Annotated in this window: 28 protein-coding genes; 14 read left to right on the plus strand and 14 right to left on the minus strand. The window is 62.1% G+C overall.

What is annotated here, in order from left to right; all coding sequences use genetic code 11:
• Positions 1 to 7 precede the first annotated feature (7 nt).
• Together accC and CHB97_RS20665 are read left to right on the plus strand one after the other, a co-directional pair.
• On the plus strand, positions 8 to 1,357 hold the full coding sequence (gene accC, locus CHB97_RS20660; protein WP_089289934.1) for an acetyl-CoA carboxylase biotin carboxylase subunit: 1,350 nt from the start codon (positions 8 to 10) through the stop codon (positions 1,355 to 1,357).
• Positions 1,358 to 1,919: 562 nt separating this feature from the next.
• Positions 1,920 to 4,862, plus strand: a complete 2,943-nt coding sequence (locus tag CHB97_RS20665; protein ID WP_200820047.1) for a TonB-dependent siderophore receptor — start codon at positions 1,920 to 1,922, stop codon at positions 4,860 to 4,862.
• A 293-nt stretch (positions 4,863 to 5,155) separates the two neighbouring features.
• On the opposite strand, the gene CHB97_RS20670 is transcribed toward CHB97_RS20665, so the two are convergent.
• From CHB97_RS20670 to flgB, 7 genes are all read right to left on the minus strand, one after another.
• On the minus strand, positions 5,156 to 7,336 hold the full coding sequence (locus CHB97_RS20670) for a PAS domain-containing sensor histidine kinase (RefSeq protein WP_244559635.1): 2,181 nt from the start codon (positions 7,334 to 7,336) through the stop codon (positions 5,156 to 5,158).
• Positions 7,337 to 7,525: 189 nt separating this feature from the next.
• On the minus strand, positions 7,526 to 8,605 hold the full coding sequence (flhB, locus tag CHB97_RS20675) for a flagellar biosynthesis protein FlhB (RefSeq protein WP_089289907.1): 1,080 nt from the start codon (positions 8,603 to 8,605) through the stop codon (positions 7,526 to 7,528).
• 16 nt (positions 8,606 to 8,621) lie between these two features.
• A complete protein-coding gene (fliR, locus tag CHB97_RS20680; protein ID WP_089289908.1) occupies positions 8,622 to 9,386 on the minus strand; it encodes a flagellar biosynthetic protein FliR in 765 nt (254 codons plus the stop codon).
• Positions 9,386 to 9,676 (minus strand): flagellar biosynthesis protein FliQ, encoded by a 291-nt coding sequence (gene fliQ / locus CHB97_RS20685; RefSeq protein WP_089289909.1) that lies wholly within the window; start codon positions 9,674 to 9,676, stop codon positions 9,386 to 9,388. Before fliQ ends, fliR begins: the two co-directional genes overlap by 1 nt.
• Positions 9,677 to 9,725: 49 nt before the next feature.
• Complete coding sequence (gene fliE / locus CHB97_RS20690; RefSeq protein ID WP_089289910.1) at positions 9,726 to 10,043, minus strand: flagellar hook-basal body complex protein FliE; 318 nt, start codon at positions 10,041 to 10,043, stop codon at positions 9,726 to 9,728.
• 67 nt (positions 10,044 to 10,110) lie between these two features.
• Positions 10,111 to 10,524 (minus strand): flagellar basal body rod protein FlgC, encoded by a 414-nt coding sequence (flgC, locus tag CHB97_RS20695; RefSeq protein WP_089289911.1) that lies wholly within the window; start codon positions 10,522 to 10,524, stop codon positions 10,111 to 10,113.
• 29 nt (positions 10,525 to 10,553) lie between these two features.
• A complete protein-coding gene (gene flgB, locus CHB97_RS20700) occupies positions 10,554 to 10,958 on the minus strand; it encodes a flagellar basal body rod protein FlgB (RefSeq protein ID WP_089289912.1) in 405 nt (134 codons plus the stop codon).
• Between the two features lie 276 nt (positions 10,959 to 11,234).
• Between flgB and CHB97_RS20705 the strand changes: the two genes are divergently transcribed.
• The 9 genes from CHB97_RS20705 to CHB97_RS20745 all read left to right on the plus strand — a co-directional run bounded on the left by CHB97_RS20705 (position 11,235) and on the right by CHB97_RS20745 (position 17,580).
• Positions 11,235 to 11,567, plus strand: coding sequence for an EscU/YscU/HrcU family type III secretion system export apparatus switch protein (locus CHB97_RS20705; protein ID WP_244559636.1), 333 nt, complete (start codon positions 11,235 to 11,237; stop codon positions 11,565 to 11,567).
• A complete protein-coding gene (locus CHB97_RS20710) occupies positions 11,564 to 11,899 on the plus strand; it encodes a hypothetical protein (protein WP_089289914.1) in 336 nt (111 codons plus the stop codon). The genes CHB97_RS20705 and CHB97_RS20710 overlap by 4 nt, the downstream gene beginning before the upstream one ends.
• Before the next feature lie 2 nt (positions 11,900 to 11,901).
• On the plus strand, positions 11,902 to 12,252 hold the full coding sequence (locus CHB97_RS20715; RefSeq protein WP_089289915.1) for a flagellar biosynthetic protein FliO: 351 nt from the start codon (positions 11,902 to 11,904) through the stop codon (positions 12,250 to 12,252).
• Complete coding sequence (gene fliP / locus CHB97_RS20720; protein ID WP_244559637.1) at positions 12,249 to 13,001, plus strand: flagellar type III secretion system pore protein FliP; 753 nt, start codon at positions 12,249 to 12,251, stop codon at positions 12,999 to 13,001. Before CHB97_RS20715 ends, fliP begins: the two co-directional genes overlap by 4 nt.
• A gap of 134 nt (positions 13,002 to 13,135) precedes the next feature.
• On the plus strand, positions 13,136 to 14,698 hold the full coding sequence (locus CHB97_RS20725; RefSeq protein WP_089289916.1) for an ATP-binding protein: 1,563 nt from the start codon (positions 13,136 to 13,138) through the stop codon (positions 14,696 to 14,698).
• Between the two features lie 70 nt (positions 14,699 to 14,768).
• The gene (locus CHB97_RS20730; protein WP_160106097.1) at positions 14,769 to 16,334 is read left to right on the plus strand and encodes an ABC transporter substrate-binding protein; all 1,566 of its coding nucleotides are present in this window, start codon (positions 14,769 to 14,771) and stop codon (positions 16,332 to 16,334) included.
• A 171-nt stretch (positions 16,335 to 16,505) separates the two neighbouring features.
• Positions 16,506 to 16,712: a cold-shock protein gene (locus tag CHB97_RS20735; protein WP_089289918.1), complete on the plus strand. Its 207-nt coding sequence runs from the start codon at positions 16,506 to 16,508 to the stop codon at positions 16,710 to 16,712.
• Positions 16,713 to 16,873: 161 nt separating this feature from the next.
• Positions 16,874 to 17,161 carry a translation initiation factor IF-1 gene (gene infA / locus CHB97_RS20740; protein ID WP_089289919.1) on the plus strand — a complete coding sequence of 96 codons (288 nt, stop codon included), beginning with the start codon at positions 16,874 to 16,876 and terminating at the stop codon, positions 17,159 to 17,161.
• Positions 17,162 to 17,307: 146 nt separating this feature from the next.
• A complete protein-coding gene (locus CHB97_RS20745; RefSeq protein ID WP_089289920.1) occupies positions 17,308 to 17,580 on the plus strand; it encodes a hypothetical protein in 273 nt (90 codons plus the stop codon).
• A gap of 17 nt (positions 17,581 to 17,597) precedes the next feature.
• Here the strand turns inward: CHB97_RS20745 and CHB97_RS20750 are convergent, their stop codons facing one another.
• Positions 17,598 to 17,900 (minus strand): hypothetical protein, encoded by a 303-nt coding sequence (locus CHB97_RS20750; RefSeq protein WP_089289921.1) that lies wholly within the window; start codon positions 17,898 to 17,900, stop codon positions 17,598 to 17,600.
• 213 nt (positions 17,901 to 18,113) lie between these two features.
• Here CHB97_RS20750 and CHB97_RS20755 point away from each other — a divergent pair, with 213 nt between their 5' ends.
• A complete protein-coding gene (locus tag CHB97_RS20755) occupies positions 18,114 to 18,569 on the plus strand; it encodes a hypothetical protein (protein ID WP_089289922.1) in 456 nt (151 codons plus the stop codon).
• Positions 18,570 to 18,590: 21 nt separating this feature from the next.
• Here the strand turns inward: CHB97_RS20755 and CHB97_RS20760 are convergent, their stop codons facing one another.
• The 4 genes from CHB97_RS20760 to CHB97_RS20775 form a co-directional block, all read right to left on the minus strand.
• The gene (locus CHB97_RS20760) at positions 18,591 to 19,352 is read right to left on the minus strand and encodes a hypothetical protein (RefSeq protein ID WP_143271081.1); all 762 of its coding nucleotides are present in this window, start codon (positions 19,350 to 19,352) and stop codon (positions 18,591 to 18,593) included.
• A gap of 146 nt (positions 19,353 to 19,498) precedes the next feature.
• The gene (locus CHB97_RS20765; protein WP_089289924.1) at positions 19,499 to 20,488 is read right to left on the minus strand and encodes a LysM peptidoglycan-binding domain-containing protein; all 990 of its coding nucleotides are present in this window, start codon (positions 20,486 to 20,488) and stop codon (positions 19,499 to 19,501) included.
• Between the two features lie 42 nt (positions 20,489 to 20,530).
• On the minus strand, positions 20,531 to 21,214 hold the full coding sequence (locus tag CHB97_RS20770; RefSeq protein ID WP_089289925.1) for a cytochrome b/b6 domain-containing protein: 684 nt from the start codon (positions 21,212 to 21,214) through the stop codon (positions 20,531 to 20,533).
• 114 nt (positions 21,215 to 21,328) lie between these two features.
• Positions 21,329 to 21,787 (minus strand): cytochrome c, encoded by a 459-nt coding sequence (locus tag CHB97_RS20775; protein WP_089289926.1) that lies wholly within the window; start codon positions 21,785 to 21,787, stop codon positions 21,329 to 21,331.
• A gap of 279 nt (positions 21,788 to 22,066) precedes the next feature.
• Between CHB97_RS20775 and CHB97_RS20780 the strand changes: the two genes are divergently transcribed.
• Positions 22,067 to 22,666 carry a TIGR00730 family Rossman fold protein gene (locus CHB97_RS20780; protein WP_089289937.1) on the plus strand — a complete coding sequence of 200 codons (600 nt, stop codon included), beginning with the start codon at positions 22,067 to 22,069 and terminating at the stop codon, positions 22,664 to 22,666.
• Between the two features lie 144 nt (positions 22,667 to 22,810).
• Positions 22,811 to 24,028 (plus strand): NADP-dependent isocitrate dehydrogenase, encoded by a 1,218-nt coding sequence (locus CHB97_RS20785; protein WP_089289927.1) that lies wholly within the window; start codon positions 22,811 to 22,813, stop codon positions 24,026 to 24,028.
• Between the two features lie 136 nt (positions 24,029 to 24,164).
• Here CHB97_RS20785 and CHB97_RS26160 read toward each other — a convergent pair whose 3' ends face one another.
• Positions 24,165 to 24,347, minus strand: coding sequence for a hypothetical protein (locus CHB97_RS26160; protein ID WP_143271084.1), 183 nt, complete (start codon positions 24,345 to 24,347; stop codon positions 24,165 to 24,167).
• A gap of 3 nt (positions 24,348 to 24,350) precedes the next feature.
• Positions 24,351 to 26,132, minus strand: coding sequence for a calcium-binding protein (locus tag CHB97_RS20790; RefSeq protein WP_089289928.1), 1,782 nt, complete (start codon positions 26,130 to 26,132; stop codon positions 24,351 to 24,353).
• Positions 26,133 to 26,287: the final 155 nt, after the last annotated feature.

Genomic DNA, 26,287 nt, shown 5'->3' on the forward strand with positions numbered 1-26,287 from the left:
GCAAGGGCTGTTCGACAAGGTGCTGATCGCCAATCGCGGCGAGATCGCTTTGCGTATCCACCGCGCCTGCCGCGAGATGGGGATCAAGACGGTGGCGGTGCATTCCACCGCCGATGCCGATGCCATGCATGTGCGTCTGGCGGATGAAAGCGTTTGTATCGGTCCGCCATCCGCCAAGGAAAGCTATCTGAACATCCCGGCGATCCTGTCGGCCGCCGCTATCACCGGGGCCGATGCCATCCATCCCGGCATCGGCTTCATGGCGGAAAATGCCCAGTTCGCCGATATGGTGATCGAGCATGGCTTCGCCTGGATCGGGCCGACACCGGACCATATCCGCATCATGGGTGACAAGGTCACGGCCAAGAAGACCGTGATCTCGCTGGGCCTGCCCTGCGTGCCCGGCTCTGACGGTCCGGTGGACAGTTTTGAGACGGCGGCCAGCGTGGCCGACCAGATCGGCTATCCGGTGCTGATCAAGGCCGCCGCCGGTGGTGGCGGCAAGGGCATGAAGGTGGCTTTCAGCCGGGACGAGCTGAAGGAAGCCTATCAGCTGGCCCGGGGTGAGGCGCGTGCCGCCTTCGGCAATGACGAGGTTTACCTGGAAAAGTACCTCGCCAACCCCCGCCATATTGAGGTGCAGCTGCTGGGCGATCACCACGGCAATGTGGTGCACTTCGGGGAGCGTGACTGCTCCATCCAGCGCCGGCATCAGAAGGTGGTGGAAGAGGCGCCGTCGCCGGCCCTGAATGCCGAGGAGCGGGAAAAGGTGGGCTCGCTGGCCGCCCGCACTGCCAAGCTGCTGGGCTATCGCGGCGTCGGCACCATGGAGTTCCTGTACGAGAACGGGCAGTTCTATTTCATTGAAATGAACACCCGCCTGCAGATCGAACACACGATCACGGAAATGATCACCGGTGTCGATCTGGTGCGGGAGCAGATCCGCGTCGCCACCGGGGCACCGCTGGGCTATACGCAGCAGGATATCCGTTTCCACGGCCATTCGATCGAATGCCGCATCAATGCGGAAAACCCTGTCACCTTCATGCCATCGCCCGGCCAGATCACCCAGTACCATGCGCCGGGTGGCCTGGGCGTGCGCGTGGACAGCGCGCTGTATGACGGCTATCGCGTACCGCCTTATTATGACAGCATGATCGCCAAGCTGATCGTGCACGGCAACACGCGTAACGAATGCCTGATGCGGCTGCGCCGCGCCTTGGAAGAATTCGTCATCACCGGGGTGGATACCTCCATCCCCCTGCATCAGCGTATCATCGCCGAGCAGGATTTCATCAATGGTGATTACGATATCAAGTGGATGGAAGGCTGGATGAAGCGTCAGGCTGAAGGCTGATTGCTTCGCGCTGCAATGCGCGCCCGGTGATTATCCTCAACGGGGAAGTTCGGTCTATGGTGATGGCGGCTTGGCAAATTGAATTGCCAAGCCGCCTTTTTATTCGTGCACAGTTGCTCATGCAGAAACAAATGAAACTGCTTTTATAAATTTTAAAGTCTATCTGAAAAGGCGTTTTTATTTTATGTAATCATATAAAAAACCTCTACAGGCGGAAAAAATAGATGCAGTTCTTTTTGAGTTGAGTTTTTTGAGAAAATAATACAACTGCTGCGATGAATGAAATTAACATACAAAATTAAAACCAACGATATTCTTATATTTCATGGTTTTCTCCTACTGTGTTTCATTGGCAACAGCGCGTTACGAGTTTTCCGCTTTTGTGACGATATGGTTGCGTCACTGCAAATGAGATGGCTGAATTCCAAGGCATGGTAATTTTGGGCCTCTTGCGGGGCCCGTTACGAAAAGAAAAGAAAGACGGACAATGAAAAAGATAGGCAATCGTAGCCACTCACTGCGTGGCGCACTACTGCTTGGCGTGGCTCTGGGAAGCGTGGGGATGATCGAAGCGCCTGCCTTCGCTCAGAATGCAAGCGCCGACCAAGTATCGGAAATCGTGGTTGTTGGATCGCGCATCCGCCGCGACACCTTCAATTCACCGTCGCCCATCCAGGTGATCAGCCGTGAAGACAGCGTACTGGCAGGGATGACCTCCACTGCTGAGATGCTGCAGAATGCGGGCATCACCAACGGCTCGGGACAGATCAATAATGCCTATGGCGGCTTTGTCACCGAGGGTGGCCCTGGCGCCAATACCGTCTCGCTGCGTGGCATGGGCACCGGACGGACCCTGGTCATGATCAACGGGCGTCGCGTGGCCCCTGCTGGCACGCGCGGTGCCATCGGGTCCGCTGACCTGAATGTGCTACCCAACGCCATGGTTGAGCGCGTTGAAGTGCTGCGCGACGGCGCTTCCTCCATTTATGGTTCGGACGCGATCGCCGGCGTTATCAACGTCGTCACCTTGCAAAATGTCGAAGGCGTGACCGTTGAAGGCCGTTACAACCGCCCCCTGGAAGATGGTGGCGAAGAAATCCGCTCGTCCATTGTCGGCGGTACCAGTGGCGATCGTTGGAAAGTGGCCGGCTCATTGGAATATTATGAGCGTCGTGACCTGACATTGGCTGATCGCGATTGGACCCGCTGCAATCTGGATTATCGCTTTGATCCGACCACCGGAAAGACGACCGATTATATCGATCCGATGACGGGCAAGCCGAAATGCTACCCGATCACCGGCACCGGCTCCAACGGTGTGACGATCAATACCATTGGTACCAACACGCAGGCAGGCGTTGGCGCACCGGGTTCGGTGGGCAGCAGCTTTAACCGTTGGCGCCCCAACTCGGCCATCGGCACCGGTCTGGTTGGTTTTGAAGGTGTCGGCGGCGGCGCGAACAATCTGAATGTGCGCGATACCTTCGACCCGCGGACATTGCAGCGCTCGCTGATCTCCCCGGCCAAGACCTACACCGCCTTTGGTCAGGGCTCCTATCAGACGGACATCCTGGGCGAAGCCGAAATCTATAGCGAGCTGTTATACAACCGTCGCGAATCGTCGCAGGTTGGCTATCGGCAGCTGTCGCTGGATTATATCAAGGGCAGCCCCCTCATCCCGGCAAATCTGCAGGGCTCGACCTTCTCGTCCGTTCCCACCAATCTGACCGGAACCTCGCCGGTCGGTGTGCGCGCTTTCATCGGCTTCGGCAATGATCGCAGCGAGCAGACGGTCGATTTCTACAAGGCCAACGCCGGTATCCGTGGTGACTTCACCCCGCTGGCGGGCTGGCGCTATGATCTGTCGTTCAGCTACTCCAAGTCCGACGCGACCTATGAGCAGCAGTCCTTCCTGACCGACCGGTTGGCCCAAACACTCAACGTCGTCGCCGCCCCGACGGGCTTCAATGCAGCCCTGGTGCGCCCGGGGGCCAATGGCGCCGGCGTTACCTGCGCCGCGAACATTGCCAACCCCGCTCTGGGCTGCATCCCGGCCCCCGTGCTGAACAGCGCGACCATCGGTGGCAATCTGCCGCAGGACTGGTCCAATTATGTGTTCCAGCGCGTTCTGGGCCATACCAAGTATGATGAAAAGGTTGCTTCCATTAACCTGGACGGCCCGCTTTTCGAGCTTCCGGCCGGCAAGGTGCAGGGTTCTTTCGGCGCGGAATATCGTGAAGCGAAAATCGACGATACGCCAGATATCAACAGCCAGCTGAGCAATCTGTTCAACCTCACCTCCTCTGCTCCCACGCGTGGCGATGACTCCGTCTACGAGGTGTTCGGCGAAGTTGAGGTTCCGGTACTGGCCAATCTGCCGATGGTCGAGGAGCTAACCTTCAGCGGTTCCGGCCGTTATACCCGTTACGATTCCTACGGTTCGGACTGGACCTACAAGGTTGGCGGTGTTTATGCACCGACAGGCTGGCTGTCACTTCGTTCGTCTTATGGCACCTCCTTCCGCGCACCTGCGCTGTTTGAGCAATTCCAGGGCGCCACTTCCGGCTTCCTCAGCTCGCAAACCGATCCTTGCAACAATTACGGTGCAGCCGGCAAGAGTGCGGCCTTGCGGGCAAATTGCGCGGCTGAAGGTTTGGGACCGGACTTCCAGGCCACCAGCGGGATTCAGGTCGATTCCAAGGGTGGGGCTGCCTCGGGATTGGAAGCTGAAACCTCAAAGAACCTGACCATCGGCACGATCATCCAGCCTGAGCTGGCCCCGGAACTGGGTGATCTCTCGCTCGCCGTAGATTACTTCAAGATCAAGATCGATAATGGCGTCGAGCGCATCGGCGGCACGGAGATCCTGACTCGCTGCTACGAATCCTCTGGTTTCCGTGGAGCCGGCGGTTTGTGCCGTCTGATTTCCTCGCGTGAAGCCGGGACAAACCGTCTGATCGTGTCGGACAGCTACACCAATATCGCGTCGGCCCTTACTAAGGGGATCGACTATACGATCCGCTACGCCAACGAGGTTGGCCCCGGGACGGCAACGCTGAATGCAACGCTGACCCAGTTCATCGATCAGAAGGGCAAGACCTTCCCCGATGAGCCCTTCACGGAATATAATGGCACGCTGAACACGCCGAAATACTCCCTGACGGGTGATCTGACCTACCGCGTTGATGAATGGAGCTTCCGTTACGGGTTCGAATGGATTTCCGGCACCAACAGCAACGAGCTGCTGGAAATCGATCCGGCGACAGATCCGTATATTGCCAAGGTTGGCGATTACGATCTGCATCACTTCTCTGTCCAGTATAAGGCTGACGACTGGAGTGTGGTCACCGGTATCCGGAACATCTTTGACCGCGAGCCGCCTAAGATCTCCTCCGGTCTGGTCGGGGACAAGGTCTCTTACAATCGCGTTGGCAATTCTCCGCTCTATAGCGGGTATGATTTTGTCGGCCGCCGTGTTTACATAACGCTGACTAAGAGCTTTTAACGGCCTGACTTAACAGGACGTCTGCGTGACGCTGCGGCATAGCAATATGCCGCAGCTTTTTTTGCTAACATTATATCCGTGTCGAGCTGTGGGCGTCGGCGGACATCATACCAGCGGCATGAGCGACGCGGCGCTCGGGCGCAGCAAACCACTGGCGCCGTTTCCCCCACCCGGCGTTGGCGTGAAAACAAAATCCAGCCTGATCATCGCCCCTCCGGGAAGATGTCATGGTCCCACAGCCAGTTGGCCGCGACTTGCAGCGTGCCAAAGGGCCAATCATCGGCGGGTTGGGATCAATCGACCTCCATCACTTCCTTCACCTTGGCCGCCAGTTGTTTCAGGCTGAAGGGCTTGGGCAGGAACTCCGCCTTCTCATCATTGCCCAAAGTGCTGCGGAACCGTTCCTCAGCGTAGCCGGAAATGAAGATTACCTTTACGTCAGGCATGGTTTCCCGCACGGCCCGGATCATGGTGGGTCCATCCATTTGCGGCATCACCACATCGGTCACGATCAGATCGACCGCCGGGGGATTGTCTGCCGATAACAGTCCCAGTGCGGCCTCCCCGCATTTCGCCTCGATGACGTGATAGCCCTTGTTCCGCAGGGCGCGGGCCGCGAAAATGCGCACGGCATCCTCATCTTCCACCAGCAGGATGGAGCCCATGCCGGTCAGGTCGGAGCTGCCGCGCTCCTGCTTTTCAACGCTGACCGTCGCATCGGCCTCGTTGAAGCGGGGCAGATAGATGCTGAACTTGGCGCCGTCCCCCGGCGCACTGTCGACAAAGACGAAGCCGCCGGTCTGGCGGACAATGCCATAGACTGTGGACAGGCCCAGCCCCGTGCCGGACCCGACCTCCTTGGTGGAGAAGAAGGGTTCGAATATCCGCTCGAGATTTTCCGGCGGAATGCCGATACCGGTATCCAGCACCTCGATCACCACATAATCGCCGGCAGGCACCAGATCCGCTGCCCGTCTCACAGGCTCGCCCAGCGCCAGATTGGAGGTAACGATGGTCAGCTTGCCACCGCCCACCGCCTGCATGGCGTCGCGGGCATTGACGCAGAGATTGATGATCACCTGCTCCAGCTGACCCTGATCCACCTTGACCAACCCCAGGTCACGGCCATGCAGCATCCGCAGCTCAATATTCTCACCAATCAGCCGGCGCAGCAGATTGGACAGCTCCGCCAGCACATCGGTGACCGACAGCACGCGCGGCTGCAAGGTCTGCTGGCGGGAGAAGGCCAGCAGTTGGCGCACCAGATTGGCGGCCCGGTTGGCATTCTGCTTGATCTGCATGATGTCGGTGAAGGAGGTGTCGCCCGGCTTGTGCCGCAGCAGCAGCAGGTCACAGAAGCCGATCATCGCGGTCAGCAGATTGTTGAAATCATGCGCCACCCCGCCGGCCAGCTGGCCGATGGCCTGCATTTTTTGGGACTGGACGAACTGCGCCTCCAAGCTTTTTTGCCTGGTCATGTCAACGATATGCAGTACCAGCCCGCAATCGCCCGCCGCCTCCCCCTCCACCGGACGTGCATAGACCTGCACCACCGGGCCCGGCGCCCCGCGAAGCTGGACCTCGAACGGCACCTCCCCATCCCGCCCATCGCGCAGGGCCAGCAGGCGGGCCTGGGAGTCGGCGCGCTTTTCCCGCTGGAACAGCAGGCCGACGGACCGGCCCGCCACCTCTGCCATTGGGATGCCGGCCAGGGCCAGCACCGTGTCATTGCACTCCGTCACCCGCAAATCTGCATCCAGCAGCACGATGCCGATGGGCGCATAGTCAAACAGCCGCTGAAACCGACGTTCCAGCTGCGCCAGGGCGGAATCGACGGCCAGGGGCGGGGGCGATACCGGCGTCGGCTCTGCCAGAGTCAGCGGGGCGGGATGGACCAGCCAGAGGATATGACCGGCAAACCCCTCCACCGGCCGGGCGGAAACGCGGTGAGACACCAGCTGGCCTGACGCGGCATCCGGAAAGGACAGCGTCACCCCCCCCGCCATCCCGCGCGCGGCGGCGGCGGCCAGCCGGGTCAGTTCCACCCCGGCGGTTGGGCTGGGGCTGCGGCTGGCAAGCGCCGTCAGCGGCGGTGTCTTACCCGGCCGGGCCAGATCACGGAAAGCCGGGTTATAGGCCAATGCCCGTTCATCCGGCCCCGTCAGCAGCTGTGGCAGCGGGCAGGCCTCCAGCGTGCGGGAAAATAAGCGCCGCTGCGCCTGCGTCGTCGCAATGCTGGCCAGCAGCATCCGCCCCAGCACCAGCCCACCAAATACCAGCAGGGCGGAAAAGGTCCAGATCAGCAGCCCAGCCCGCAGCCCCCCCGGCCATTCCGCCGGCGGCGGTCCTTCCACCCGGCCCATCAGCAGCAGCCCCGCCACCCCGGCCAGCACCAGCAGCGTCAAGCCGCCGCCCACCAGCCGCGCCGGGGGCATATCGGTGGGGAGGGCGAATTTTCTGGCACGCCTGCTCACGTCTGCATTCTTCCTGACAAGGGTGCCAAGGCTTAACTCATTTGCATTGCTCAGAACCTATAGGTTCTGAGCAATGCCCTCAAGCGCCGGCGCCGACATCCGTCGGCTTGGCTTCACGCGGCACAGGCCGCGCGGCGGCAGTCGCCGCCGTACACAGTTGCGATGAGGCGAACGCATCGCAACTGTGTGTCAGCCCGGCAGGGGTTTGCGCTTCATTTTGAACACGTAGGAGATGATCTGCGCCACCGCCTTGTAATGGTCGGCGGGGATCTCCTCATTGACTTCTGCCGTGGCATAGAGCGCGCGAGCCAAGGCCGGGTTGGCGATCAGCGGTACATCATGTTCTTCCGCCAGTTCGCGGATTCGCATGGCCAGATGATCCACCCCCTTGGCCACCACCGTCGGCGCCCCCATGGCAGCGGGGTCATATTTCAGGGCGACCGCGTAATGGGTGGGGTTGGTGACCACCACGTCGGCGGTGGGAATATTGCCCATCATGCGGTTGCGGGCGCGTTCCATGCGCAGCTGGCGGATCTTGCCCTTGATCAGCGGATCGCCTTCCGCCTGCTTGAACTCGTCCTTCACTTCCTGCTTGGTCATGCGCATCTGCTGCATGAACGTATAGCGCTGGTACAGATAATCGGCCCCGCCCAGCACCAGCAGCACCAGCAGCACGGCAAAAATGATGCGGGCCGCCAGCGATTGGGTCTCCCGCACAATATCGATCATCGACATGGCGATGAAATGATCGACCGAATGCCAGAGGGGGCGGAGCATGACAAAGACGACAATGCCGACAATCACCAGTTTCGCCAGCGCCTTCAGAAACTCCACCAGATTCTTCATGGAGAATTTCTGGCCCAGGGCTGTCAGCGGGTTGATGCGGCTGAAATCGAATTGCAGGAATTTCTCCGTGGTGACCAGGAATCCCACCTGCACCACGGAGGCCAGAACGCCCGCAACCATCAACAGCAGCAGCGGCACCGCCAGTGCCCCCACCACACTCATGGCCAGATCGCGCAGGATCAGTTCCAGCGTGCCGCCATCCATGGGGATGGCGTGGGGCTGTTCAATGAAGGGCAGCAGCGAGGCATCGATGCGCCGGAACGACCAGGGCAGGATCAACAGGATCAGGCCCAGGCTGGCCCCCAGCACGAACAGATGGCTGAATTCCTGGGATTTCGGCACCTGGCCTTTTTCACGCGCATCGGCCAGGCGCTTACTGCTTGGTTCTTCGGTTTTGCTGTCATCATCCTGATCCTCGGCCATGGCGTCCCTCCCCGGCTCACGGCTGCAGGATGTTGATCAGGTGGCCCTCGAACCGGGCCAGCCAGAACACCATCAGGCCGCTGAGGCTGAGCCCCAGCAACAACATGCCGAAAATAATCTGCAAGGGCATCCCCACGAAGAAGACCTGGATCTGTGGCACCAGACGGGCGATCAGCCCCAGCCCAAGATAGAACAGCAGGCCGATCACCGTGAAGGGGGCCGCCAACTGCATCCCAATCAGAAAACTATCCGCCATCACCCGCGTCATATGCTGGGCGGCATCATCCACCGGCAGCCAGACACCCGGCGCGAACAGCGTATAGCTGTCCACCACAGCCAGCAGCAGCATATGGTGCAGGTCGGTGGCGAAGATCAGCACCAGCGCCAGCATGGACAGCAGCGACGAAAGCGCATTGCCGGACGTGGCCTGGGCCGGGTTGAAGCTCTGCGCCGCCGACAGGCCCACCTGATTGGCGATCAGCATCCCCGCCGTTTCCAGCGATGACATCAACAGGCGGGCAATGGTGCCCAAAAACAGCCCGGTCAGTGTTTCCGCCAGGATCAGGGTCAGCATCCCGCCCACCGTGGCGGGACGCGGCGGCATCGAAGAAAGCAGCACCGGCATCAGCAGATAGGAGACGCCAAGCGCGAACAGCAGCCGGATGCGGGCGGAGACAAACGGCTCCCCAAAGCCCGGCATCACCAGCATGGCGGCACCGACCCGCATGAACACCATCAGAAAGGCAAACAGCGAGCCGGCGATCAGCTGGTCAAGCTGCATCAGCCATCATCCCCATCGCGGGCCGTACCAACGGCAATGATCTTGTCCATCAGCCCTTCGGTGAAGACCTTCAGATGCCCATGCATGAAAGGCAGCAGAAAGACCATGGCGACGAACATGATCAGGATTTTCGGCACAAAGGTTAGCGTCTGTTCCTGCAGCTGGGTCAGCGCCTGGAACAGCGAAATGGCCAAGCCCACCACCAGGGCAATCGCCATCAGCGGCAGACTGACGATGATGGTGACAAAAAGCGCATCACGCACAATGTCAATGGCTTCCGCCTCGGTCATGCCGGCGGTTCCTTCCCCTTGTACCGCACCGCCGGCAACAGGCCCGCCGTCACATCGGCATACGCAGGATTTCCTGATAGGCGGAGATCACCTTGTCGCGCACATTGACCACCGCCTGCAACGTCATTTCGGCATTGGTCACGGCGCTGACCACATCGGCCAGATCAGCCTTGCCCACCACGCCCTTGGCGGTCATGTCCTCGCCCTTGTGCATGGTGTTGATGGATGTCTCCACCGCCTCCTTCAAGGCATCCCCGAAGGAGGCGCCGTCCGCATTGCCGGCCTTGGCGGAGCCACCGGGGGCGGTCAGCCCGCGCTGGGCGGCATTGGCATAGGCGGCAGCGGCGTTGGAGAAGGGAATGGCCATGGCGGTGATCCGGCTTTCTAACGAGCATGGGCAACCATGGGGCCGCCCGGCCGTTCAGGGAGGGAAATCAGTTGGCGCGCAGCAGGTCGACGGTACGCATGATCATCTGGCGCGTGGCGTCGATGGTATTGAGATTGGCCTCATAAGAACGCTGGGCCTCCCGCATGTCCGATGCCTCGATCAGCGAATTGACGTTGGGCGTCAGCACATAGCCATCGGCATCGGCAGACGGGTGACCGGGATCATAGCGACGGGGAAAGTCGCTGCGATCCACATCGATCTTCTTCACCTTGACCTTTTCAACCCCGATTTCCTTGTCCAGCGCATTCTGGAACAGCACCACCTTGCGGCGATAGGGCAGGTCACCCGGCGAGGGGGCGGTGGAATTGGCATTGGCCAGATTTTCGGAAATGATGCGCAGGCGCGTGCCCTGCACCTTCATGCCGGCGGCCGACAAGGCCATGGAATTCATCAGGTCCATCTTATCCCTCCCCTATCGCGTCAGGCCGATCAGCGCGGCGCCGTCATGGCGGTGCGCAGCATCCCCACCTGCTTGCGGTAAAGATTGGTCACCGTCTGGTATTCCAGCGCGTTCTGGCCGATCTTCAACATCTGTTCTTCCAGCACCACGCCATTGCCATCGGGCGCCGTTTCATAAGGGGTGCGTTCCTTATCGGCCTGGAACGGCCCCTGCTGCGGCAATGTGCTGGCCAGATGCCCCTGCTTGCTGCCAGCCAGCCCCATTTGCTGATGCGCACGCAGTTGCTTCTTGAAGTCGAAAGCGGTCAGGTCGCTGGCCTGGAAATGCGGCGTGTCGGCATTGGCCACATTCTGCGACAAAACCTCCTGGCGCTGGTTATGCCAGGCCATCTTGTCGTTCATCATGCGGAACAAGCCGGTATCGCCCAGATCCATGATCCAATCCCCATCATCGGCCCAGCGGGCCGGACATCATATGCCTGACAGAATAGAAAGCAAAAAACGCGCCATTCTGGCAGGCTGGCCGCATCTTCATATGCCGACCGATGGGGGCAAGGGGTTGGCACCCTTCACACCTCATCTCATCACCATACTCCAACCCCACGGTTAATAAAGCGCAAATGCCGCTGGCCGGCCTGTCGCGGGGCCGGCCATTCTGTTATCCTGTTGGCTCTGTATCCTTTTCGCCCTCCCTTGCCGGGAAGCTTGCCTTTGGCCGATACCGAAGAACCCAGGCAGAAACGACAGGTCGCCGTCGCCCTGCGCCATCAAGCGGGCGATCCGGCCCTGCCGCGCATTGTGGCCAGCGGTCATGGCGCGGTGGCGGAACAGATATTGGAACTGGCCTTTGCCCATGGGGTGAAGGTGCGCACCGATGCCGATCTGGCGGAAATTCTTGCCGCTGTGGATGTGGAAAGCGAAATCCCCATTGAGGCGATTGCCGCCGTGGCGGAAATTCTTGCCTATGTTTACCGCGCCAATGGCGGGCCGGCTGCGGCCGGCCCTTCCACCGGCCCCGACGATCCTGTAAGACCGCAGCCATGACCATACCCCTGCCCCCTGCCGCCGCCGATATCGCCGACACGCTGGCCAGCCTGGATGCCCTGCTGACGGCCAGCACCGCCAATGTGCGCAATGGCGACATGGTGGATCTGGCCGGGCTGGAGCGGGAGGTGAAGCCGATTCTGGATGCCGCCCTGGGCCTGCCGCCCGAACAGGCCCGCGCGCTGTTGCCACAGCTGGAACAGGTGATGCTGGCACTGGAACAGCTTTCCACCGCCCTGCGGGAAGTGCATGGCGACAAGCTGGGAGGTACGGAAACCCATTCCACCCGCATTCGCGCCGCCGCCGCCTATCGCCGCAGCGAGGAAGGTTGAGCATGGGCGGGGATAGTTACATCCGTTTTGTCGCGGCCCTGGTCTTCGTGCTGGCGCTGATCGGGCTGTTCGGTTTCCTGCTGCGGCGCTTCGGCCCCAATGCCGGCCTGCCGGTGCAGCGCCGGGGTGCGGCCCGCCGGCTGGGCGTGGTGGAGGTGCTGCCCCTGGATGCGCGCCGCCGGCTGGTGCTAGTGAAGCGCGACGGGGTGGAACATCTGCTGTTGCTGGGCATGGGGGATGACCGGGTGGTGGAGACGGGCATCAGCCCGCCCGTTATTGCCGATGCACCGGCCCCCGCCCCGGCCCCCAGCTTCCTGTCACTGCTGAAACGCAGCCAGGGGGACAAGCCATGAGTCTTTTCACAACGATGCCCGGCTGGCTGCGCGGGCTGGCCCTGGCGCTGCCCGCGCTGTTGCTGGCGGTACTGCCAGCGGCGGCACAAAGCTTCTCGCTGGATATGGGTGACGGGCCCAGCAGCACCGGCCGCATCATCCAGTTCGTCGCTCTGCTGACGGTGCTGTCACTGGCGCCCAGCATCCTGATCATGATGACCTGTTTTGTGCGCATCACCATTGTGCTGAGCTTCCTGCGTTCCGCCATGGGCACGATGCAGGTGCCGCCCAATCAGGTGCTGGTCAGCCTGGCCATGTTCCTCACCTTCTTCATCATGGCACCCACCTTGCAGGCCTCCTATCAGAACGGCATCGTGCCGCTGATGAATGAGGAGGTGGACGAGATGACGGCGTTCAAGCGCGCCATCGAGCCGTTCCATGCCTTCATGACCAGCCATGTGCGCGAGCGCGATCTGCAGCTTTTCATGGATATTTCCAAGACCCCGCCGGTGGCGGAGCCGAAGGATGTCCCCATCCATGTGCTGATCCCCGCCTTCATGCTGACGGAGCTGAAACGGTCATTCGAGATCGGTTTTCTGATCTTCGTGCCCTTCCTGATCATCGACATGGTGGTGTCGTCGGTGCTGATGTCGATGGGCATGATGATGCTGCCACCGGCCATGATCGCCCTGCCCTTCAAGCTGATCTTCTTTGTGCTGATCGATGGCTGGTATCTGCTGGTGGGCAGTCTGGTGCAAAGCTTCGGATAGGCGCGCCACCGCCCTGCCCCCATGGCCGGCACAACCCTGCCCCCCGCCCCCTCCCCCCAACGCCCCCTCCCCGTCAGCGGCCTTCCTGCGCTATAGAAGGCTGCTTCGAACGGAACTGACGGAGTGATGGGCGGATGCAGGTCGGCATCGACATGGGTTTGACGGCGGAAAACCGCCCGGCACTGCTCGACCTGGAGGAATTGCTGGCCACCCGCCTGCTGGTGCAGGGCAATTCCGGTTCCGGCAAGTCGCACCTGCTGCGCCGTCTGCTGGAACAGAGCGCGCCCTGGGTGCAGCAATGCGTCATTGATCCGGAAGGGGATTTCGTCACCCTGGCCGACAAATACGGCCATGTGGTGGTGGAGGCCGCCGACCATACGGAAGTCTCGCTTCAGCGTGTGGCCGCCCGCGTGCGCCAGCACCGCGTTTCCGTGGTGCTGAGCCTGGAGGGGGCGGATATTGAGGCGCAGATGCGTCTGGCCGCCGCCTTCCTGGGCGGACTGTTCGATGCGGAGCGCGATTACTGGTATCCGATGCTGGTGGTGGTGGACGAGGCGCAGCTATTCGCGCCCGCCGCCGCCGGTGAGGTGTCGGACGAGGCGCGCAAGGTCAGCCTGGGCGCCATGACCAACCTGATGTGCCGTGGCCGCAAGCGCGGGCTGGCCGGCATCATCGCCACCCAGCGTCTGGCCAAGCTGGCCAAGAATGTGGCGGCGGAGGCCAGTAACTTCCTGATGGGCCGCACCTTCCTGGATATCGACATGGCGCGCGCCGCCGACCTGCTGGGCATGGAACGCCGGCAGGCGGAAATGTTCCGCGACCTGCAGCGCGGCCATTTCGTGGCCCTGGGCCCGGCGATGTCACGCCGGCCGCTGCCGGTGCGAATCGGGGTGGTGGAAACGGCGGGACGGGGCGGCAGCCCCAAGCTGATGCCCCTGCCCGATCAGCCGCCCGCCGATGCCCGCGACCTGATCCTGACCCCGACGGCGGATGAGCTATTTGCCCCGACGCCCATGCCGGTGGCAAAACGCCCGCCGCCGCAGGCCGCCCCCGACATCAATGCCGCCCTGCGGCTGGCCGGGCAGCGCCAGGCGGAAATGGCCGCCAATGCCGCCGCCAACCCGGAACCGCCCGCCCTGTCGGCGGAGGAGATGGAGCAGAAACTGGATGAGGTGCTGCGCGAGGTGCTGGCCGATCCGGAAGCCGCCTTCCGCACCGATGCCGTGCTGTATCAGGATTTCCTGGTCCGCTGCCGTATCCACCGGCTGCGCGGTGAAGCGCTGGATATGCCGGGCTTCCGCCGCCGCCTGTCGGTGATCCGCGCCGGGGTGGATGCCGGCAGCACCGACCAGCCGGAATGGGCCCAGGCGGAGCAGGCGGCATCCGGCCTGCCCGAGGATATGCAGGGGGTTTTCCTGCTGCTGGCCCGCGCCGCCATCGCCAAGGCGCCCTGCCCGTCGGATGCAGAGGTGGCGCGGGCCTGCGGCAGCCGCTCCCCCGGCCGGGCACGCCGCCTGCTCTCCTATATGGAACAGCGCGGCGTCATCGTGCAGCGGACCCTGCTGGGCGGGATGCGGGCCATCGCCCTGCCGCATCTGGGTTGTCAGACGGCCGCCGGCGATCCCCATGCGCCCGATCCGGCCGACATGATGGCAGCAACGGAAAATGGGCCGGACCTGTTTGGCACCAGCGGTTAACGTTTACGTCACTGGCACAGCGCCCCAATACAAGTCATGATCGCAAATGGGGAGGACGCAATATCCGGCCATGCCAGGAAAGACCAGCCGTATAGACCAGCTTCTGCTGGTCTTCATCAGCCTTTTGTCCGCATTGCCCGCCTTTGGCACCAGCGCAGAGACATCTCTGCGCATTGGTTTGGATTTTGTTGCGGCCAGCGCCGATCCACACGCCATCGCCGCCCCCTCCAGTCATACGCTGGCCTTCCATATCTTCGAACCGCTGGTGATGTGGGATGGCGACGACCGGATCAAACCCGTTCTGGCGCAGGAATGGCGACGCGAAGGGCCGACCCGCTGGAGCTTTACCCTGCGCAGCGATGTGCGCTTCCATGATGGCCATCCGCTGGGACCGGAAGATCTGGCCTTCACCTTCTGTCGGCTGGCCCGTCTGGAAGGCCAGCTGCAGGGGCTGATCTATAATATCCTGAAAACACAGGCGGTGGGACAGAACCGGGTGCAGATCGACACGCGCAGCCCGATGTCCAACCTGCCCCGCCAGTTGTCGCGTCTGGCCATCATCGGCGCGCCGCCGGGCTGGCGGGGGGATTATGCCGCGGAAGGCTGCCCACCGACGAATCAATATAAGGCAGCAGATTTCAATGCCGGGCGTGTTCCGGGCAGCGGCCCCTATCGCCTGACCGGGTTCAAGGCAGGCACTTCGGCCGTTCTGCAACGCTATCCAGGATATTGGGGGGAAGCGCCCGCCTGGGACCGGGTGGAAATGATCGCCATTCCTGAGGGGGCGGAGCGGGCGCGGGCGGTGATCAGCCGCAAGGTGGACATCATCAACCGCCCGCCGCTGGAAAGTACCAGCTTCTTCGATCAGCATCCCAATACCAGAATCGTCACCGGTGGTATCAGCCGTACCCTGTTCCTGCTGCCCAACACACGCAAACGCACGGGCGCTGTCAGCCTGGACAATCCCGCCGTCCGTCAGGCGATTTCTGCCGCCATTGATCGGCGCGGGTTGGCGGACCGGCTGATGGGGGGGCTGGCCTTGCCAGCGTTCCAGCCCCTGCCGCCGGACGACCCGGCCTATCCCGGCCTGCGGGAGGAACTGCCCACCCCGCCGCCGGGCACCCGCCTGCCGCAGAAACTAGAAATCACCACACCCCCCACCTTCCGCCGGGTGGCGGATGGGGTGGCCCGCTATCTGCGGCTGGCCGGGGTCCAGGTTGATATCCGCGATGTTCCCTCCGAAGCGCTGCCCGGGCTGCTGGAATCGGGCGATTACGACATGATGATGCTCGGACGAGTCATGTTCGATGGCGATCTGGTTCAACAGACGCGCGATACGCTGGCGACCCGTGATTCGGCACGGGGAACGGGGGCCGGGAATTCCCAGGGCTATTCCAACGCTGAACTGGATGGGCTGGTGGAACGGGCGATGGCAACGGAGGACAAGACGGAACGCGCCGCCCTGACCCGCCAGATCAGCACCCTGGTGATGCGGGAATTGCCGACCATCCCCTTGCTGCACATCGCCCGTTCCTGGGCGATGAATGCCGATCTGGGATATCTGGACCAGCCGGACGGTCTGACCCTTGCCGCCAATGTGGTGCCGCTGGTGGCAACACCGGCCCGCGTCCGTTGAGGGGGAGAATGGTGCTGCCGATGGGTGCCATGACAGGCCCGCCGCTTGCATTCGGCCGGCCAAAGCGCCATCTTGCCGCCGTCGTTCCTGCTTCTGGACCGGCCGGCATGGCAACCGGCCCCGTTCCCGCTGTAGCCGACAGTCGGGAACCTCAAGGGGAGATTGCCAAAAATGCCCGCGGGCACGGTCAAATGGTTCAACAGCATCAAGGGCTATGGCTTCATCACGCCGGAAGATGGCAGCCCTGATATTTTCGTCCATATCTCGTCCGTTCAGCGCATCGGTCTGGCGACCTTGAAGGAAGGCCAGTGGCTGCAGTTCGACGTGGAGAAGGACCGGCGCACCGGCAAGACGGTCGCGCTCAACCTGCGTAACTGATGCGGTCCGGCCCCAGGCCGGCGCCAGGACAACGTAATGGAAGCCCTTCGCAAAGGGTGCACAGGCGGGGAGCCTGCGCGCCCCGATTGGCTTTGTACATGGATCAGACAGGCGGCAGCGGCCCGATCAGTGCTGCCGCCGCCGTTGCAAGGAGAGGCCAGATGGCCAAAGAAGAGTTCATTGAGTTTGAGGGCACCGTTCAGGAAGCCCTGCCGGATGGCCGTTTTCGCGTGACGCTGGAAAATGGCCACGAGATCATCGCCTATACGGCCGGCAAAATGCGTAAAAGCCGCATCCGCACCCTGGCGGGTGACCGGGTGACGGTGGAAATGACCCCCTATGACCTCAACAAGGGGCGCATTACCTTCCGTCACAAGGATGAACGCGCCGGCGGCCCGCCGCCCGCCGGTGGCCCGCCGCGCCGTCCGGGTGGCCCGCGCCGCCACTGACCGGGCAACCGTTGAAGGCAGTGCCTAGCTGCACTGAAAAGCCTTCAGCGGTCATACGGTCACAAAACTGCTATTGATTATCTGCTGGCGGCCGATGCTCCGGGGACGGGGCGCGGCCGCGTTTCTATTGGTTCACGGGGAATATCATGTCCAGTCTTCACAAGCAGGCGATGGAAGCCGTCCTGAAAGCCGCCGAGATGGATGTGCTCGGCACGCTGGAAGAACAGGGCATCAAGGATCGCTACAGCGAAGAAGGCGATCAGGCGGCCATGGATGTGGCGATTCTGCACGGCTACCGCGTCTTCATGCGCATCTGCGAGGCCAATGGCGTGCAGGCCGATGCCGACCTGTTCGCCGAAATGGCGGCGGAACTGGCCGATGATATCGCCAATGACCGCAGCGGCGGCGACGATCAGTAAGGGCGGCCCGGTCAGGTTCAGTCCGGATCCTTGCGTCGGCGCAGGGGCGATGGCTCCCCCATCCGCCCCTGCGCCTGCATCGTCTCCATCAGCCGGCTGCCGTCCCAGGGCGAGAGCAGCAGCTCAAAATCCCGGCAATGTTTCTCGATATGCCGGCTGACAATGACGGCCGCCCGCAGATCAACATCATTTTCCACCGACAGGGCGAAACGGTCTAGGTCCGGGTAGCGATGACGCATCTGGTTAACCAGCCGTACCAGCCGCACCACGGCCGCCGCCACCTCCTCCGGCAGATCGGTAAGATCGGGGTAGGTGACCATGGCCGCTCGTCTTCGCTCCCTGATGCAACGGTTGGTTAATTATTCTCTGCCACTATGCCAGCGCATGAGGAGAAGGCGAAGCCTGCGCTTCGTCTTTTTAAACCAGGGCTTTATCGTTATGATAATTCACTGGACCGGGGGACTTGTCCCCTATATCGAATTCACCCATGGACAGGTTCCCCCCAATTTGGGGGCGGCAGAGGGAGAGTCCCCTTGTCACAGGCGCTTGAGACGGTTGCCAAGCTGGTACATGAGGTGGAGAGGGGCTTGCCCATCGCCCCCGGTACACTGCGCATGGATGATGACGGTGGTGTCACCGTCAATCGGGAAAGCGTCAGTTCACGCCATCACTTCTTCCTGGACGGGCTGATGTTTCATGTCAGCCTGATGCCCCGGCAAGACCATACGGTGTTCCAGATCTGGGCAGAGGTGGGCTATCTGCCCTATTCCATCGAATCGCCGCAGAAGCGGGCGCGGCTGATGACGGTGCTGCGGGCCACCAACGGGCTGGACCGCGCCAAATTCATCGTCGATGAAAAGCAGAAGATTCTGGTGCTGGGGCAGGTGGAGGTTGAGGGCGCCATGACCCTGGCCGACCTGATGTATGAAACCGTGCAGTTCCTGCAGGAAGCCCGCCCCTATCTGCGCGCGCTGGGTGAATGCCTATAGCAGTTAAAAGGGCGCCCCTCCTTACGTGCTGAGAGGGGTGTTTACCGGTGCCAGGGGCTGCGCCAACGCCTGATCCTCCCGCCAGATCAGCCGCAGGATCAGGAATATGGCCGCCCCCACCGGCAGGGCGAATTTCAGCGACCAGGGCAGATACAGCACCGGCTTTTGAAAGCCCTCCGTCATGATGCCCGCCATCAGCAGATGCAGATTGAGGTTGCCCGCCCAATCCATCGTCACCAACCCCAGGCCGGCACAGACAAAAAGGGTCCAGAGCCAGCGAAACCGCAAAACCTTGCAGCGCCACATCAGCGTCAATGCCACCACCTTAACCGCAGCGATCACCAGCATCAGTGCCAACAGCACATAATGCTCCCCGCTGAGGCCGTTCAGATGGAAACGGTTCAATTCTGCCAGGGGCGCTTTCAGCGGGTTGACCTGAATTCCCAGAAGACGCGCCGTCTCCCCCCGTTCCAAAACGATATTCAGCAGGGCATGGCGTCCATCGGCCCCCTTCAGTTCATAAGTTATGGCAAGGTTTTGCCCCCAATGGGCGGAGAGCAACCGCTGTTCCACGGGGGCCGCTGGCAGCGCATCGCGCAGGGCGGGCAGAACGGGGGATAATTGTTCCCAAAGGGCGGGCGGCACCACACCGCGCAGGGCCGCATCCTCCCCCGTCTGGATATGCCGGACCACGGCGGCAACCTGCCCATCTTCCCGCTCCAGGCGGACGGTCGCGGGCGACAGCCGGTCGGGCATCAGGTTGAACAGCTCCAGCAGGGGCATGAACAACCCCAACAGGCACAGGACAAGCCCGAGGACGAACCAGAAATGCCGCAAGCGCCCCTCCCCTTTACGTCAACGGACACCCGGCTGACGATAAGACAGGGGCGCGCGTATGACCAGGGGGATTTTCTCTTTTCGGAAACGTTCTATTTATTATCCGGCATCATGAAAATCTGGCCAGGATAGATCAGGTCCGGATCGCGGATCTGGCCCTGGTTCGCCTCGAAGATCATCGTATAGCGCGGTCCTTCGCCATAAGAGCGGCGGGCGATGGTCCAAAGATTATTGCCGGGAACCACCACAACGGCACGGTTACCGGCCATATTTTCCGGCAGAGGTTTCTTGTCGAACTCCACCTCTGCCCGGCTGGCAACCTTGGCGCCATTCAGAACCTGATCGGCCCGCAGGCTATAGCGGCCATTTTCCAGCCCGCGATCCGGCGTCAGTGACCAGCGGCCGGCATCGTCGGCCTGTATCCGGCCGATGAGGTTATTTTCCACATAGAGCATCACCTCCGACCCGGCCTTGGCTTGGCCGCCAACGGTGACGCGGCCGCCGCGGTCGTAATCAATGGTGTCAATCGTCACCTCACCCGCCGGGCGGGGCGCACCGTCGCCACCGGCGCCGCGCGGCTTCTGCAAGACGCGGCTGTCACCCTGCGGACCGGTCAGCACCGCCAGGGCATCGCCCGTGCCATCCTGGCGACGGCCCGCCAGATCGCGGTTGCTCTCCGGCACCGCCAGCACCACCGTTCCCAGGCCGGCGGTTACCGTGCCATCCGGCCCCACGGCCTCCAGCCGTAATTCACGCGCGCCCGGCGACAGCGGATCGGGGGGCAGGAACACCCATTCGCCGCGCGCATCGGCCGTGACAGCGCCCAACAGCTTGTCGCCATCCAGGATGCGCACATTCTGCCCCGGTGTGGCGCGGCCGGCGATGACGGCATTGCCCGCCGGTTCCACCCGGACCACGTCAAAGGTGGGGCCGGCAGGCAGCGCCGCCGGGGCGCTTGCCGCCGGTTTGGCCGCGCCGGGGGCGGCTTTGTCGCCCCGCTGGCCCTGCAGATAGAAGGACCCCGCGCCGATGGCGGCAACGGCGACAATGACGGCGGGGATCAGAAGCTGTTTGCGATTCACGGGCAGTGGAACCTTTCTCGCAATCATGCGGGAAGCCCTGGATCAGGCAAAGCTGATCAGGGCCCAGATGGCGGCGGTCGCTATGGCTGCTACCATAAACGCCCGGAAAAGCGAAACGATCCGTGGCGCCGACTCCGACGCCGGCAAAGCCGCCCGTCCCGTCACCATCGGCCGCACCAGATCCAGCCGCTTCAACCCGGCATACAGCAAGATGGCGGCGATATGCAGGCCGACAATGGCCAGCAACAGATTGAAATTGCCTTTGTGGATCGTGCGCATCAGGGCGGATGTTGCGCCACTGACCTTCCCCGCCAAGGGCCCGTCCACCATGATGCCGTCGCTGGTGAACAGGCCGGTCACAGCCTGCACAGTCACCACGGTCAGCAGCCCGATCACCGCCAGCGCCCCCAGCGGATTATGCCCAGCATGGGCCGCCATGCGACCGGGTGCCGCCAGTTCCCGCAGATGGGCCAGAATGGCAGCCGGCCCGCGCACAAACTGGCTGAACCGCGCCGTCTGGCTGCCCACCAGCCCCCAGATCAGCCGGAACAGCACCAGCGCCAGCACGGCATAGCCAAAGCGCATGTGCCAATCCATGGCATCATTTTCGGCCGACCACCAGGCCGCAGCGATACAGAACACCAGCGACCAATGGAACAGGCGCACCGGCAAATCCCACACCACGACCCTGCGGGTAACAGCGGTCTTGTCCTTGTTCCGGCCCATGGCCTTATCCCACTGGAGAATCATGTCGAAAGGCGGCGGAAGCCGTGAAGCACCGCCGCCTGCGCAGGCTATGCCGTCCCCCTGCCGAAGCCCTGGCAGGGGGACGGCATAGGCTCACTTGCGGTAGGTTTCATGGCAGCCCTTGCAGGTGCCGCCCACCTTGCCCAGGGCCGCACCGATGGCGGCCTTGTCACCACCCGCAGCAGCCGTCACCAGTTCGGCGGAAGCGGTCTGGAACGCCACGGTCTTGGCCTTGAAATCATCCATATTTTCCCAGATGTTGGGCTTGGCTTCGCTCTCCCCCACACCAATGGCGGTGCCGGTCGGCCACCAGCCGGGGAAGGCCTTGGAAACGCCGTCGATGGTGGCGGCGCCGGCCTGCACGTCGGCGACGGTGCCCTTGCCCTCTTTCAGGAAAGCACCGATGGCCTTCATGGCGCCGCCGGCCTTCTTCAGCTCGGCCTTGCGCGCGTCAACCACGGCCAGCGGGTCCTGTGCAGCGACGGCGGCGCCGGCCGACAGCACACCGGCAGCCACAAAACCGGCGATCAGCAAGCCCTGAATACGCTTCATTCGATTCTCCTGTCATCCTGGCGCCGGGCCGGCGCCATAGGATAAGGCGGCGTCCCGGATGGGGGTCAGTGGATGCACCGCAGCACATCCGCCCCCGCAATTTGTTGGTACCGCCCCATAACCGCAAGAGGCAAGAAAGCCACATTGGGAACAAGCTGCGGGTTTACCCATCCTTTATGGCGTGACAGAGTGCCGCCAGCATCCATTCCGGCATCTGCCGTCAACACCAGCTTTTACGGGCCCATCACCGGTATCCGTCGTCAGGGAAATGCGTTGATCATGTCGAATATCCGTTCCGTCTGCGTTTACTGCGGTTCATCAAATTATGTGGATGAGGCCTATAAGCAGGCGGCGAAACAAACTGGCCATCTGCTGGCCACCGCCGGGCTGGAGATCGTTTATGGCGGCGGCAATGTCGGCCTGATGGGAATCACCGCCGATGCCGCCCTGGCTGCCGGCGGCCGTGTCATCGGCATCATCCCCGACCATATCCAGAAGTTCGAGGTAGACCATACCGGCCTGACCGAGCTGCATGTGGTCGACAGTATGCATACCCGCAAGCGCATGATGGTGGAGCGTTCCGACGCCTTCATCGTGCTGCCGGGCGGCATCGGCACCCTGGACGAGATGTTCGAGATCATCACCTGGCGTCAGCTGCAATTGCACGCCAAGCCGGTGATCATCGTCAATATCAACGGCTTCTGGGATCCGCTGCTGGCCCTGATGGACCATATGCAGGCCACCGGCTTCATGCGCAAACCCAACCTGCCGGGTGCCAGCAGCCAGCTGTATCAGATCGTCAATGACGTGGAATCGATCCTGCCGCTATTGTCGGTGCAGCCGACCCCGATGCGCGAGGCGCAGACGGCGCGGATTTGATGATACCGCAGGCCAGCCCCGCCCCTTGAACGAAAGTTACCGGTTGCGGGGCTGTTGCGACGTTATTGCAAATAGGCTTTATTGGCCCCCGCCGGGCGGACCAGATAACAGGTCCGCCCTCTTGAACCCTGGGAGAGCGCTTCCATGTCGAAGATCAAAGTCGTCAATCCGATCGTGGAACTCGACGGCGACGAAATGACCCGCGTGATCTGGCAGTTCATCAAGGACCGCCTGATTCTGCCGTACCTTGACGTCGATCTGAAGTATTACGATCTGGGCGTGGAAGCCCGCGACAAGACGGATGACAAGATCACCATCGAATCCGCCGAGGCCATCAAGCATTACGGCGTGGGCGTGAAATGCGCCACCATCACCCCCGACGAAGCGCGGGTGAAGGAATTCAACCTGAAGCAGATGTGGAAGTCGCCCAACGGCACCATCCGCAACATTCTGGGCGGCACCGTCTTCCGCGAGCCGATCATCTGCAAGAACGTGCCGCGTCTGGTGCCCGGCTGGACCCAGCCGATCGTCATCGGTCGCCATGCCTTCGGTGACCAGTATAAGGCCACGGACTTTGTGGTGCCGGGCGCTGGCCGCCTGTCCATCACCTTCACCAGCGCTGACGGCACCAGCAATATCCGCCACACCGTGTTCGATTTCGACGGGCCGGGCGTTGCCATGGGCATGTACAACGTGGATGAATCCATCCGCGGCTTTGCCCGCGCCTGCATGAATTACGGCCTGCTGCGCGGCTATCCGGTGTACCTGTCCACCAAGAACACGATTCTGAAGGCCTATGACGGTCGCTTCAAGGATCTGTTCCAGGAAGTGTACGAAGCCGAATTCGCCGACAAGTTCCAGGCCGCCGGCATCACCTATGAACATCGTCTGATCGATGACATGGTGGCGTCTGCCCTGAAGTGGTCCGGTAATTTCCTGTGGGCCGCCAAGAACTATGACGGCGACGTGCAGTCCGATCTGGTGGCGCAGGGCTTCGGCTCTCTGGGCCTGATGACCTCCGTTCTGATGACCCCCGATGGCAAGACGGTGGAAGCGGAAGCCGCCCACGGCACCGTGACCCGTCACTTCCGTGACCATCAGAAGGGCAAGCCCACCTCCACCAACCCGATCGCCAGCATTTTCGCCTGGACCCAGGGCCTGACCTATCGCGGCAAGTTCGACAACACCCCCGACGTGGTCGACTTCGCCAAGACCCTGGAAAAGGTCTGCGTGGCCACGGTGGAAGATGGCTACATGACCAAGGATCTGGCCACCCTGATCGGGCCGGAACAGAAGTGGCTGACCACCCAGGACTTCCTGGCCAAGCTGGACGAAAACCTGCAGGCCGCCCGCGCCAAGTAATACCAATCTCCCTTGATGGTGACCGATCAAGGGAGATTTTTCGTTCCCTCAGACGCCGGGCGCTGCCATCCGGCAGCTTGTCTTGCGCGCCATGTGGCGCGGGCCGGCAGTCGCCGGCCTCCAACCCGCCTAAAGGTCAACCTTTAGGCGGGTTGGTATAAGTGATTGTTATCAAAAATAAATCTGAAAATATGCCAGCAGCCGGTGACAAATCCGGGCTGAACGCATCCGACCCGAAATCCAGGCTCCAGCGCTGTTTGGGAAGACCTGCTCCCCCAGGCTGCTGCCGGGAATTACCCGACAGCAGCTGGAAGGCCATGGCTCATGCACCCTCAGGAACTAAGAACCAGCTAGCGACATCGCCGGTCCGACCCAGGATCGTGACGATTTGTCCATCACCCATATCCAGCAGCGTGCTGCCATCCACGACGCGTGCCGTGGCGATGACACTCCCCAGATTGACGCTGCTATCGTAGAGTGCCAGATGATCATTGCCGATTTCGAAATCGGCAATGATCGCACCACCGGAGGCGGCTCCCAGGGCGAAGGTGTCACGGCCTTCTCCGCCCCAGATCGTGTCCTTGCCACCGTCGGCAAAGATCAGATCGTCCCCGGCACCGCCATTCATCAGGTCATCCCCGGCACCGCCCATCAGCGTGTCATTGCCCGCCTCCCCGGACAGTACGTCGTTTCCAGCCTCACCGAATATTGTATCATTGCCGTGACCGCCCAGGCCCGTGTCATCGCCGGCACCGCCTGACAGTGTATCGGCATCGCTGCCACCATGCAGCCAGTCATTGCCGTCCCCACCGAACAAGGTATCGTTGCCGGAACCGCCATCGATCGTGTCATTACCCTCGTCGCCGGCCAGCACATCGTTTCCGGCCTCACCGAATAGCGTGTCATTGCCGGTACCGCCGAAGCCATGGTCGTTGCCCTCACCGCCACCAATCAGGTCGTTGTCGGCACCGCCCCACAGCCAATCGTCACCGACACCGCCATTCATCACATCATCGCCGGCATCGCCAAAAAGGCGATCATCGCCCAGGGTGGGCGCGACCGTATCGTTGCCGCCGCCGCCATGTAACTCATCGTCGACCGGCCCCAGGATCATTGTCTGGCTGGCATTATCACCATAAACCACCTGCGATCCGGCACCCCCGACGATGGTGGACGCACCAATGACGGCCGCAAAAGCCACATTGTCCAATTGAATGGTGATGGGCCCCTGCGCAGCGCTGCTGTCCAGAACCAGGGCGATGGGCTGATCTTCGGTGGCGCTGTTGCCGGTAATCGACGTGGTACCGCCTGCACCGCCAATATCGATGCTGCGCACCAGCAGCTTGGTGTCGCCGCCAACGCTGGAAAGGAAGCCAGTCCCACCACCACTGAGATCAGTCCGGGAACTGTCATCGGTGGTAGTCCGGGCTTCAATTTCACTGAACAGCTCCAGCAGCGACCGACCGGGGGCGGTGCAGCTGCCCGGACCGCTGCTGGTGACGCTGACCCCGTTCGGCACGCTGACCATCAGCGTGGTCACCGTTTGCATCTGCCCCGTTTGGGGGTTGATCACCTGCTCACGCACCACCGGGATGTCGGCGGCCGTGCTGTTGGGTGTGGTCGGATCTTCCTGACGGCCAGGGGGGGGCGCCTCAATCACAACCTTGGTGGTGGTGCTGCCATCCGGACGGGTATCCGTGCTGCCCGTCACCTTGGCCCCGTCAATCAAAGACTCCGGTTCCGGCGTGATCGGACCGGGCGTTGACTGCAAAATCGCCGCCATGCCCGTCGCGACCGGACCGCGATTGCCGGCCTGATCGGTCAGGGTGACTGACAGGGTCAGCGTCCCCTCGCCAAAACTGCCCAGTTGGTTGGCATAGGTGATGCCATCGACCAGACTGGCGAGGTCCGCCGCGCTGACCCTCTGGGCAAAATGAATGGTCACACTAGCAAGACCATTATTGACGGAAACCGCAATGGTGGGCTTGCCGGTGCCACCGACACTGTTGCCATCCGTCAGGGCGACTGCCTGCCCACCGATGGTTAAAATTTCCTGGTTGCCATCGCTGACGCCACCAACCGTCAAGGTCAGCCCCGTAAGCAATTGACCGGCTTCCACGGTGGAAATGCTGCTGGCGCTGAACAGGCGGGTCGACGGGTCGGGGTGACCTGCTCCCCTAATTGTCACCGTTTATAAGTAGAGGCCTCTGGTTTGGTATTGGGGTTGAGGGGCGTTCAGGACCGGGGGCATGCCCCCGG

The organism is Azospirillum sp. RU38E (assembly GCF_900188385.1).
GTDB lineage: Bacteria > Pseudomonadota > Alphaproteobacteria > Azospirillales > Azospirillaceae > Niveispirillum.